Annotated in this window: 13 protein-coding genes; 6 read left to right on the top strand and 7 right to left on the bottom strand. The window is 72.3% G+C overall.

What is annotated here, in order from left to right; all coding sequences use genetic code 11:
- Positions 1-25: 25 nt before the first annotated feature.
- The 3 genes from D187_RS32695 to D187_RS32685 are packed head-to-tail and all read right to left on the bottom strand — an operon-like array spanning position 26 to position 2,531.
- Positions 26-838, bottom strand: coding sequence for a tetratricopeptide repeat protein (locus D187_RS32695; protein WP_043432537.1), 813 nt, complete (start codon positions 836-838; stop codon positions 26-28).
- Positions 835-1,422 carry an RNA polymerase sigma factor gene (locus D187_RS32690; protein ID WP_002628026.1) on the bottom strand — a complete coding sequence of 196 codons (588 nt, stop codon included), beginning with the start codon at positions 1,420-1,422 and terminating at the stop codon, positions 835-837. Before D187_RS32690 ends, D187_RS32695 begins: the two co-directional genes overlap by 4 nt.
- Before the next feature lie 53 nt (positions 1,423-1,475).
- Positions 1,476-2,531 (bottom strand): hypothetical protein, encoded by a 1,056-nt coding sequence (locus tag D187_RS32685; protein WP_155893749.1) that lies wholly within the window; start codon positions 2,529-2,531, stop codon positions 1,476-1,478.
- Positions 2,532-2,701: 170 nt separating this feature from the next.
- On the opposite strand from D187_RS32685, the gene D187_RS32680 reads away from it, so the two are divergent.
- Positions 2,702-3,880: a DUF7305 domain-containing protein gene (locus tag D187_RS32680; RefSeq protein WP_002628024.1), complete on the top strand. Its 1,179-nt coding sequence runs from the start codon at positions 2,702-2,704 to the stop codon at positions 3,878-3,880.
- Between the two features lie 9 nt (positions 3,881-3,889).
- On the opposite strand, the gene D187_RS32675 is transcribed toward D187_RS32680, so the two are convergent.
- The 4 genes from D187_RS32675 to D187_RS32660 all read right to left on the bottom strand — a co-directional run bounded on the left by D187_RS32675 (position 3,890) and on the right by D187_RS32660 (position 6,248).
- Positions 3,890-4,528 (bottom strand): SGNH/GDSL hydrolase family protein, encoded by a 639-nt coding sequence (locus D187_RS32675; RefSeq protein WP_002628023.1) that lies wholly within the window; start codon positions 4,526-4,528, stop codon positions 3,890-3,892.
- 90 nt (positions 4,529-4,618) lie between these two features.
- Positions 4,619-5,116: a hypothetical protein gene (locus D187_RS32670; protein WP_002628022.1), complete on the bottom strand. Its 498-nt coding sequence runs from the start codon at positions 5,114-5,116 to the stop codon at positions 4,619-4,621.
- Positions 5,116-5,661 (bottom strand): anti-sigma factor family protein, encoded by a 546-nt coding sequence (locus tag D187_RS32665; RefSeq protein ID WP_002628021.1) that lies wholly within the window; start codon positions 5,659-5,661, stop codon positions 5,116-5,118. Before D187_RS32665 ends, D187_RS32670 begins: the two co-directional genes overlap by 1 nt.
- A complete protein-coding gene (locus tag D187_RS32660; RefSeq protein ID WP_002628020.1) occupies positions 5,658-6,248 on the bottom strand; it encodes an RNA polymerase sigma factor in 591 nt (196 codons plus the stop codon). The genes D187_RS32665 and D187_RS32660 overlap by 4 nt, the downstream gene beginning before the upstream one ends.
- Positions 6,249-6,416: 168 nt before the next feature.
- On the opposite strand from D187_RS32660, the gene D187_RS50695 reads away from it, so the two are divergent.
- The 5 genes from D187_RS50695 to D187_RS32635 all read left to right on the top strand — a co-directional run bounded on the left by D187_RS50695 (position 6,417) and on the right by D187_RS32635 (position 10,764).
- Entirely contained in the window at positions 6,417-6,890 is a 474-nt protein-coding gene (locus tag D187_RS50695; protein ID WP_002628018.1) for a hypothetical protein, read from the top strand.
- Between the two features lie 105 nt (positions 6,891-6,995).
- Complete coding sequence (locus D187_RS32650) at positions 6,996-7,574, top strand: TIGR02265 family protein (RefSeq protein WP_002628017.1); 579 nt, start codon at positions 6,996-6,998, stop codon at positions 7,572-7,574.
- A 27-nt stretch (positions 7,575-7,601) separates the two neighbouring features.
- Positions 7,602-8,768 carry a YcaO-like family protein gene (locus D187_RS32645; RefSeq protein WP_002628016.1) on the top strand — a complete coding sequence of 389 codons (1,167 nt, stop codon included), beginning with the start codon at positions 7,602-7,604 and terminating at the stop codon, positions 8,766-8,768.
- The gene (locus D187_RS32640; RefSeq protein WP_002628015.1) at positions 8,765-9,958 is read left to right on the top strand and encodes a TfuA-like protein; all 1,194 of its coding nucleotides are present in this window, start codon (positions 8,765-8,767) and stop codon (positions 9,956-9,958) included. Before D187_RS32645 ends, D187_RS32640 begins: the two co-directional genes overlap by 4 nt.
- A gap of 38 nt (positions 9,959-9,996) precedes the next feature.
- Positions 9,997-10,764 carry a DNA-methyltransferase gene (locus D187_RS32635; protein WP_002628014.1) on the top strand — a complete coding sequence of 256 codons (768 nt, stop codon included), beginning with the start codon at positions 9,997-9,999 and terminating at the stop codon, positions 10,762-10,764.
- Positions 10,765-10,828 lie beyond the last annotated feature (64 nt).

Genomic DNA, 10,828 nt, shown 5'->3' with positions numbered 1-10,828 from the left:
GACACCGGGGAGGCGCTGCTCGCGGCTACTGGGGAACCGCGCGCAGCTCGTCCAGCCGGCGCCGCGCGCTTCCGGCGAGCAGGGAGTCCGGATGCGCGGTGAGCAACTCCTCCAGGGCCCGGGCTTCGCGCTGGGTGTCCCCGAGGGCTCGCCAGGACTCGGCCACGCCCTGCAGGGCCTCCTCGCTCAGCATGCCGCGGGGCTTCGCGCGCAGCGCCTGCTGGTACTGGCGCAGGGCGCCTTTCGCGTCTCCGAGGTGCTCCAGCCGCAGCCCGCCGGAGGCCACCTGGGCCACGTACGCCGACGTCGTCCCCGGCGAGGACTGGATGACGCGCAGGTAGAGCGCCTCCGCCTCCCGCCACTGTCCCGCGGCCCGGCGTTCATTGGCCCGGCGCAGCAGATCCTCTGGCTCCACGGCGACGGGCGCGGGCCCGGTGCGCGCCACCGGAGGCGCCGGGGGCCGCGCCGCCACCTCCTCGGAAGGAGCGGCTTCGGGGACCGGCTCGGCGGCGATCGGCGCGGCGGGAGGGGGGACCACCCGCACCGGGGCCAGCTCCTGGGGAGCCTCCGCCTTGGGGGCGCGATGCGACCACCACGCGTAGCCCGTGGCGGCCGCCGCGCTCATCACCCCCAGACAGGTGCTCGTGAGCAGCACGCCCTTCCAGGGGAGTTTCCTCGGCGGCGTGGGCGCGGGGGCGGTGGAGAGCGCGGCCGCCAGGGCTCCTTGGATGAGGTCGGCGGAGCGTTGGCGGGAAATCCGCCTGGCCGGCCCGACGCTCTCGTCCAGAGGACCGAGCAGCTCGAAGCGCTCCTCCATGTCGTGAATCCCCTGACTCATTCCGCACCCCCGTTCGTTCCCGACTCCCGTGCGTAGAGTGCCCGGAGATTGGCCCGTCCCAGACGCAGGCGGCTGCGCACCGTCTCGAAGGGAATGCCCAACTCCTCGGTCATCTCCGGCACGCTCATCTCCAGGACGTAATGCAGCACCAGGGCGTGGCGCTGCTCGTCGGAGAGTTCATCCATCAGCCGTACCATGTCCCGGCGGAACACGTAATCGTCCGGAAGGGACTCCTCCGAGAGCACCGTGAGTTCCATGGGCTCGGCTTCCGGTTCTGTTCCCGAGTCGCGCACCTTCCGCATCGCGGCGAAGGTGGTCCGGGCAACCACCCGGTCCGACCAGGATTTGAACGAGCCCTCGCGGCGCCAGGTCGGCAGGCCGCGCAGGATGGCGATCAGGGCCTCCTGGGCAATGTCATCCACGTCATGATCTCCGCGCATCAGGTAGCGCACGAGGTTGCGCACCCGGGGCAACAAGTCCGTCAACAAGGACTCGGCCGCGTCGCGCCGCCCCTCGATGACCGCTTGGATGCGGCTTTCCTCGGAGGGGAGCGCCTCCTGGCGTCCCCGCGTTGTCGACCGCATTGCCCTCATTGTCGGGATGGAGGGGGGAAGGGAAGATTTCGGGTCACGAGCGGTCAATGCGCCCCCAGGAGGATGGCGAGGCCGAACCGGGGTTGTGCTCGCCAGAGTGAGTTGCGGACGATGAACGTCCCCTGTTGCAGGTAGCCAAGGGTGGGCACCGTCGTCAGCACGTCCAGGGCGAGGCTGGCCTCCAGCGCCACGGGCCCTCCACGCCAGCGGGCCGCGAGGGTGGGTGCCCCATAGAGAGAGGGAGTGAGCCGGACAGGGGAGGCCTGGACGGCGGGTGCCAGGGCCACCGTGTCGCGCAGGTGGCCCGCGAGCCCCACTTCGAGTCCGGCCCCGAGCCGGAAGTGCTCCGTGGACACCACGGCGGCATCCACCCCCGCGCCCAGGGCATGCCTCGACAAGGAGACCCGGGTGTAGTCATCGCTCAGCGGGGTGGGGAGGCTCGCCAACAGCAGCACCCGCGCGCGCAGCCGTGCCCCTTCCCATCCCACCCCGAGCTGAGCGCCGTGCTGCCCGAGCGGACCGTCTCCCACGAGCGTGCTCTGCCATCCCACGCTCACGCCCCAACCCTCCCGGGCGGGGGCCGTGCTGGAAACGGGCGCGGGCGCGGGAGGTGGAGGGGCGGGCTCGAGGGCGGGGGCCTCGGGGACTTCCTCCACCACGTCGCCCACGGGGCTGCCGGCCACCAGGGCCTTCAACGCGGAGCGGACGATCAAGGCCGCGGCTTCGGCCGCCGCGGAGCGGCCCTTGCGCTGGTGGGTTTCCACCTGGACTCGCCGCACGAGCAGCCGCCGGGTGGCGGGTTGCGCGACGTGGACGACGATCGCCTCGGGCTCATGGTGGAACCAGATGACCACGCGGGAGGGTCCCTGCTCGGCCAGCGCCACGGCGGTGCGCCATTGCTCCGCGGCCTCGGTGCTCGGTGCGGGCCCGGGGTTCACCCGCAGCATGACGGGCAGATCGCTCAGCTGTCCTTGGAGTCGCTCCGCCAGCTCCGTGTCTTCCGCGGAGGAGACGCGGAGCACCGCGGCCCAGGGCTGCTCCTGGGCGGCGCTCACCGTGCCCCACCCCACGAGGACACACACAACGAGGAGTCGGGTCATGCACGGGACAGGGGCTCTCACGCTCGGCTGCCGACCGTAACATGTAAACGGGGAACTCCAGATAGACCCCATACCTGGGGTGCGTTCTTCTTGGGACGGGAAGGGGAGGGGTGACCCGAAACACAGGTGGGGTGACTCCATCGCCCTGGAGACCTTCTCGGGAGCGACGCATGCGCTGGACCCACGGACTCGTTCTGCTCGCCGTCACGGGGGCCTGCTCCGTGGAGGACGCCGTGGCGATCCTGCCCGGGACCGATCGGGCCGGGTATTGCGCCTCGGGGGGGCCGATCCGGTTGGTGGAGGATGGCGCGACGGGGCGGGAGATCTGCGGCGGGCGCCTGGCGTCCCGGGTGTTCTCGCGGGCGTTGTGCGCCTGTGGGGAGCTGGTGGTCAGTGCGCCCTCGGCGCTGGATGCCTTCCAGGGTTCCCAGGGACCTGGGAGCCCGGGGGGAGCCGGGGCGTCCGTGGGCGCCAATGGTGGAGTGCAGTTGACGTCGGAGCTGCTGGTGAGTGGCTCGCTCCAGGCGGGAGACCCGGGCCTCGCCCTGGGCGCCGCGCTCCTGTCCATCCAGGGAGAACTGCGCGACGCGGGCCGGCTTCAGGGGGCCGCCTCCACGGTGCGGGTGGGCGGGGATGCGTGGGTCGCGGGGGATATCGAACTCCAGGAGCTGACGGTGGGGGGCGTGCTGTCGCAGCCCGCGGAGCGGCGCCTCACCGTGCCGCGGCCACCCCCGCGAGTGCGGCGTGAGCCGGTGGGCCCGTTCGCGCCGCCCTGCTCCTGCGACGCCCCCGAGGACGTGGGCGCCTATGTGAAGAACCACGTGGCGGCCCATCACAACGCCGACATCGGGCTGGCGGTGGACGCGTTGGCGGACTTCTCCGGGGACGCGGCCCTGGAGCTGCCGTGCGGGCGTTTCTACCTGACGCGGATTCACGGTCCGGGCGCGCTTCTTCTTCGCGTGACGGGGCGGGCGGCGCTGCTCGTGGACGGAGACGTGGACGTGGGCGGGCTCGACGTCCAGCTGGACGAGGGGGCGGAGTTGGATCTCCTCGTCGCGGGCGGAGTGTCCGCGCGCGGGCCCGTGCGGATGGGCTCGCCCGGGGCGCCCTCGCGCCTGCGCGTCTACGTGGCGGGCGCCTTCGATCTCGACGCCGGGGATCCGTGGAACACCCTGCCCGAGTCCAGCGAGCTGGCGGGCAACTTCTATCTTCCCCGGGCCCCCCTGGATCTGAGCCGGCGCGTGGAGCTCTCCGGCTCGGTGTTCGCCCAGCGCGTGGCGGCCTCGGCGGGCCTGTTCATCCACTACGACGTGGACGTGCTGGGGTTGGGCGAGCGCTGTGCCGATTAGGCGGGGCGCTCACCCCGTGGCGCGCGTGGTCTCGCCGATGCGCTCGGCGGCCCGCTGCACGGTGGGCCAGAAGTGCTCGGCCATGCGCAGATAGCCCGTGTCGGACGGGTGGAAGCCGTCGGCGGAGAAGTAGTCGGAGCTGCCGGCCAGCTCCACGCGGCTGGGGGAGTGGAGGTCCACCCCGAAGAGCCCATGACGGGCCACCACGCGCTCCACCGCCGCGTTGAAGTCGCCGATGCGCCGCGCGATGAGGGGCAGGGGAAGGAAGTTCGCCGCCAGTCGGGCCACGGGGGCCAGGGACATGTCCGGCAGGTTGGAGACGATCACCGCCGCGCCCGTGGACACGAGTCCCTTGGCGAGCGAGTCGAAGTGGGACTCGAACTGCTCGGGCGTCACGCCGCGCCACAGATCATTGATGCCCACCCCGAGCGTCACCAGATGGGGGGAAGACCGCAGCGCCCGGGGGAGTTGGCCGGACAGCACGGTGGCGCTGGTGGCGCCGCTCACGGACAGGTTGAGCAGACCGACTCCGGTGCGGGTGCGGCGCAGCCGTTGGAAGAGGTGCTCCACGTAACCACCCTGGCGCGCGCCCACACCCACGCCGGAAGAATCACCCAGGGCCACATATCTCAGGGAGAGTGCGCTCATGTGCCTTCCTACATAGCGCGCGCTTCCGCCCTTCGCAGGGTCGCCTGGGTGCCACCGTGACGCCTCCTTGCTCCAGGGGCGTGCGTCCGCTCACTGCCTCCAGCGCATCCGCGAGTGCCGCCCGTCGCGGTCCGGCTTCATCAGGTTCGCCTCCTTGCGTCCGCCGTGCCGGGCGAGCGAGATGGCGAGTTGGGCCCGCTTCTGTGGGGGCAGATCCTTGGCGAGCGCCTGGTACAGGTCGCGCTCCAGCGCGGTGAGCTGTGCCTTCGCCTCGAACACCCGTTGCACCGCCTGATCCACCTGGGACTGCGCGGCGGCATCTCCCTTGGCGGCCTTCCTCAGGAGCTGCGCGGAAGCGCGGACCTGCTCGAGCAGGGGGCGCCGGCGCTCGTCGAACTGGCGCATCGTGTCCGCCATCTTCAACGTCTGGGCCTCGTTGAGCTCCAGCTCCTCGGCGAGGCTCAACATCCGCATCATCCGCGAGCGCTTCTCCACGCGCTCCGAGGCATCCGGGGCATCGGGCGGAGCGGCCCACGTCACGAGGGGCAGCAGCAGCAGGGGAAGGACCAGCAGGCGAAAGGGCTTCATCACAGCGACTCTCCAAGGGAGGGGGAAGACAGGAACTCCTCGGCCTCGACGTCCCAGGAACTGGAGGCCTCCGGGGCGTCCTCCAGGTCCACGTCGGTCAGGTCGAGCGCGTCGGACAGCGGATCCGCCAGCGCCCATTGCTCCAACGCGAGGACGTCCTCCTCGGTGGTGGAGGCGGCCTCGAGGGATGAGGGCAGCGTGGAGGGGGAGGGCGTCCGGGGAGACACCCCGGGCCGCAGCAGGAGCAGGAGCACGGCGGCCGCCGCCATCAGGACGCCCGTGGTTCGCAGGTGGGCCGCCCGCCGGACCTGGTCCCGGCGCCAGCGGCTCACCGTGGTCTGGGGGAGGACGTCCAGGACGGCCTGCTCCCGGGGCGAGAGGGTTGGCAGCGCGGCGAGGCCCAGGGTGTCCTGGAGTGCGGTCAGCTCGCGGCGGCAGGCGGCGCAGGTGTCCAGGTGCGCGCGCACTCGCGTCTCCTCCTGGGGCTCCAGGGCACCCGTGGCCAACAGGGTCAACGACTCCGCCATGTCCTGGCACGCGCTCATGGGCGCTCCTCCTCGGACGACTCGGCCATGTGCTCCCGGAGGCGCTTCACGGCGTGATGGAAATTCACCTTCGCGTTCGTTTCGGTGATGCCGAGCGACTCGGCGATGTCACGGAAGCCCAGTCCCGCGTCCACCCGGAGCGTCAGCACCTCGCGTTGGCGGCGGGGCAGGGTGAGCACCGCCGCGCGCACGGCCCGCTCCCGCTCGGCCCGCTCCAGGGACTCCTGGGCGGACTCCTCGGGGGCCTCGGTTTCGGGGAGCTCCACGGCCCGGAGCCAGCGCCGCCCCTGGCGGGCGTGGTTCTTCGCCAGGTTGAGCGCGATGCGGATGAGCCACGCCCGGAAGGGCATGGGCCCCGACAGCCGCCAGCGGGAGAATACCCGGTTCGAGGCCTCCAGGGCGCGCAGGAAGGCTTGCTGGGCCAGGTCCGCCGCGTCCTCGGGGCTCGAGGCGTAGCGGCGCATGAGCGAGAACACCAGGGCCCGGTGCCGATCCACCAGGGCGCCGAAGGCCGCCTCGTCACCGGCCAGGAAGGCGCGGCAGAGCGCCTCGTCACTGGGCTCGGTGGCGGCTTGCGCCAGCCGCAAGGGTGTCTCCAGGGCCTTCACGTCTCGATCAACACCGGAGCCGGCGAAAGGTTAAAGCGGCCATTTTCCTGGTGGCCGAAGTCTCTGGAGGTAGGGAGGAGAACCCTACTTGAAAGGTAATCAAAGAGGCCGTACCATGCAGGTCATCCCGTTGCGAGGAGAAGACCGATGGTGGAGACGATGGGTGATGCGCTGGGACTCCAGATTCTGCGGGCCGTGCAGGAACTGGGAACGCGGATGGAGCGGGTGGAGGTGCAGGTCAACCACCTGAGCACGCGGGTGGATGCGTTGACTGAACGGGTGGACCGGCTGGAGGCGCGAATGGACCGACTGGAGGCGCAGGTCAACCACCTGAACACGCGGGTGGATGCGTTGACCGCGCGGATGGATGGCCTCTCCGCTCGGATGGACAAGCAGGAGAAGTGGATGGATCGGCTGGGCGCCGAGTTCGTCGTCTTCCGCGAGGATGTACGGGGCGACCTTCGTCAGTGGCGCGCGGAAATGCAGGAGGAGCATCGCCGCCTGAAGAAGCGCGTGGAGGTCACCTCCACGACGGTGGTCCTCATGGCGTCGGTGCTACGAGGTCCAACGGAGTTCAGCGGTGAGCTGGAAGCGCACTTGAGCGAGCTCCACGCGGGCTGAACGCCGCATCGGGGGCTTTCGTCCAGCGGGTACGGAGGCCCTCGGGTTGGTTGCCGTGAACTTCACCCTACGTCACAATGCGTCCCTTTCATCGGGAAGGACGTCATGGCAACGGATAGCGGGGTCGCGCGCATCAAGGGCAGCGTTTTGATTTCGCGCCTCAACCTGCTGGCGAAACAACCGGGAACGAAACGCCTCGATGTCCTCCAGAGGTTGTCTCCGGCGGACCGCAAGGTCCTCGACGGCGTCATCCTGCCCATCGGCTGGTATCCCATGGAGCTGAACCTCCGGTTGGACGCGGCCATCGCCGCGGTGCTCTCGCCGAGGGATCGCACCAAGTCCTTCGTCGACATGGGCCGGGCCTCGGCCGAGGAGAACCTGAAGGGACCCCACCACGTGTTCCTCCGCCAGGGGGATCCGCACTTCCTGCTCAGCCACGCGCAGGAAATCTACCGCCTCTACTACGCGGTGGGCTTGCGCTCGTACGAGAGGACCGGCCCGAACAGCGGCGCGCTGCGCACCCTGGGCGCCGAGAGCGTCACCGAGGCGGATTGCCTCACCATCATCGGCTGGTACCAGCGGGCCATCGAGTTGAGCGGGGGCAGCGACGTGCGCGTCGAGCACACGAAGTGCCGCGCCCGTGGTAACGACTGCTGCGAGTACCTCTGCTCCTGGGCGCTCTGACGCGGCCCTCCCTCTTGCGAGCCCCTCGTGCCCCTTGCTCCCGCGGTCCCCCTGACCCCTGACTTCCTCGCGCGGCTCGCCCAGGCGCTCGGCGTCACCCGGGTGGCGCGGGTGACGGGGCTGGACCGGGCGGGCGTGGAAGTCGCCACCGCGGTGCGGCCCGGGGGCTATGTGCTCCAGGTCTGCAACGGCAAGGGCCTGGACTTCCCGGCCGCCTCGGCGGGCGCCCTCCTGGAGACCGCCGAACTGTGGGCCGCGGAGACGGTGCGTCCGGAACGGCTCCTCTGGGGCACGTCCCACGGCTGGGAAGCGCGCGGACGCGCCGCCTGGGGCGCCGACGCGCTCGGCACCCGGGGCGGCGTGGTGGTTTCCCGGCTGTGGGGCCCGCGGGTGCGCTGTGCCTGGCTCGAGGCGACGGAGGCGCGCTCCGGGGAGCCCGTGCTCGTCCCCGCCCAGGGCGTGTACTGCCCCCCCACGGGCGCGCCGGCGCTCGGCCCGGTGAGCGTGCAGTGGACGAGCAATGGCTCGGGCGCCCATCCCGAGCGGCCGCGGGCCCTGCTGCATGCGCTGTTGGAGGCGACGGAGCGGGATCAACTCGCGCGCCTGCTGCCGGAGGGGTGGACGGAGGAGGTGCTCGGCTCCCGGCTGCTGCGCCCCGCGGGCCTCGCCCGGAGCGCCCCCCGGACGGCCGCGCTCGCCGAGCGCCTGGGCGAGCGGGGCTTCGACGTGCACCTCTTCGATCTCTCCCCGGGCGCGCGCACCCCGGGCGCGGTGGGCCTGCCCGTGGGCGCGGCGCTGCTCGTGGATCGCGACCAGGGCCCGGTGCCGCTGGCGGCGGGGTATGCCTGTGCGCTCACGCGGGACCAGGCCCTGCTCGGCGCCCTGCTGGAGGCGGCGCAGTCGCGGCTGACCGACATCCACGGCGCGCGGGAGGACGTGGACGAGGGGGATCGCGAGGCCTCCCTGGCGCTCGCCGCCGCCTGTGCCGCGGCGCGCCCCCGGCGCGACGTGGAGTCCATGCCCGAGCCCGCGGCGAAGGTGGACTCGCCCGAGGAGGCCGTGGGCGAGGTGCTGGCGCGGCTCGCGGGGGCGGGCTTCTCCCGGGCGGCCGTCATCGACCTGGAGGCCCCTCTCCCCGGACTCCACGTGGTGCGCGTGGTGGTGCCGGGCCTGCGCGTGTCGGAGTTGTTGTGAAACGGCGTCCCGCCTCCTCCTCCCGTCCCGATGATCTCATCGTCTTCCTGGGCCCCTCGCTGCCGGAGGCGGAGGCGCTGGCGCTGGTGCCCTGCCGGGTGTTGCCGCCCGCGCGCCAGGGAGACCTCTGGCGGGCCCTCTCCTTGAGGCCGCGGGCCATCGCGCTCGTGGATGGGGTCTTCGAGGCCCAGCCCTCCGTGTGGCACCACGAGGTGCTGGCCGCGCTGGATGCGGGCGTGGCGGTGTTCGGGGGCGCCAGCATGGGGGCCCTGCGCGCCGCGGAACTCGCGCCTCACGGCATGGTGGGCGTGGGCGCCATCTTCGAGGCCTACCAGCGGGGCGAGCTGGTGGATGACGCCGAGGTGGCGCTGCTCCACGCCGACGCGGAGCACGAGTACCGGGCGCTGTCGGTGCCGCTCGTCAACGTGCGGCACGTGGCCCGGCTCGCCCAGGACGCGGGAGTCCTCTCCGCCGCCGAGTCCCGGGCCCTGGTGGACGCCGCCGCGGCGCTCTTCTACCAGGACCGCGCCTGGCCCCGCGTTCTCCAGGCCGTGGGCGAGGCGTGGCCCGCCCCCACCCAGGGCAGGTGGCGGACGTGGGCGGCCGGAGGGCTCGCGGATCTCAAGCGCGAGGATGCCCGGGCCTGCCTCCAGGCCGCCGCGGCGTTCGTCGCCTCCGGGGCCCGTCCGCCGTCGCGCGAGGGCGTGTCCCGGCCACCTCCCTCGTCCTACGTGCGCCGCCGCCGGCTCGTGGAGGGCCTGTGCGAGACGGAGGCGGGGCTGGTGTCCTCGGAGGACGTGCTGGAGGAGCTGCGCGCCGGGCCCGGGGCACAGGCGCTGGCGCGCGAGGGTCTGCGGCGGGCATTGCTCGCGGGGTGGGCCCGGAGCCTGGGCCTGTCTCCCACTCCCGAGGAAGTGGCCCGGGCCGAGTCGGAGCAATGGGCCCACCTGGGCGTGGCTCCCTCGGAGCGCACGGCCTGGCTGGCGGCGTGTGGCCTGGACGCGCATGAATTCCGGCGGCTGTGCGAGGAGCGGGCCCTGGAGGGGCTCATGCTGGAGCATGCCGCGCGGCTGCTGCCGGATGGGCCCTCGTGGGACGAGGCGCTCGCGTCCGAGGCTCGTCTGGAGGGGCGGTGGGCGGAGGTGGCGACGCGGCTCACGGCGCCCAGGCGGCGTCCGCGCAAGCGGTGAGCCCCGGGACGGGCCGGCTGGGGTAGGGTGCGCGCCGGATGAATCCTCACGACGAGAGCGAGTCCTTCCGCTGCGTGCGGGCCGATGCGCGCGAGCCCGAGGGCTACCGGCGCGTGCTGGGCGAGGCCAGGGCGTCCTTGCTGCACACGGATCCGCCGTATTGCCTGCTCACGCGGCGGCGCAAGGGCGGGGACCTGAGAGACCCGCGGGCGAACAAGAAGATCGACCGCGACCCCATCGTGCGCTTCGAGACGGTGCGTGACTACCGCGCCTTCACCGAGGCGTGGATGACGCACGCGGTGGCGCACCTCACCCCGGACGCGCCGCTCGCCATCTGGACGAACCTGTTGGGCAAGGAGCCCATCCTCGCGGTGGCGCGCTCGCTGGGGTACGGCCACCTGCGCGGCGAGTTCGTCTGGGGCAAGCGCACCACGGACAAGAACGCCAACGAGCAACTCCTGCGCGTCTACGAGGTGGCGCTGGTGCTCGCGCGCACGCCGGCGCCCGTGCTGGCCCCTGGGGACGCGCCCACCGTCTGGGCGGTGGTGGGCGGCTACGACGATGACGGCGAGGCCCAGCGCTGGGGCGGCCATCCCCACCACAAGCCCTTTTCCGTGGTGGAGCCCCTGGTGCGCACCTGGAGCCGGCCCGGGGACTGGGTGTTGGATCCCTTCGCGGGCAGTGGCTCGATGCCGGCGGCGGCGCTGCGGCTGGGCCGCAGGGCGGCATGCCTGGAGGTGGTGCCCGAGTGGGCCGAGCGCGTGGCCGGGCGTCTACGCGAGACGGCGGCCCCCTCGTCCCGCTAGTGTGCCGCTCTCGCTCCCCGCCCCCGCGGGGAGTCCTTCTTCCCAGCGACAACACGCGAGGACT

The organism is Cystobacter fuscus DSM 2262 (assembly GCF_000335475.2).
GTDB classification, from domain to species: Bacteria; Myxococcota; Myxococcia; order Myxococcales; family Myxococcaceae; genus Cystobacter; species Cystobacter fuscus.
This window is presented reverse-complemented; position numbering and strand designations above follow the sequence as displayed.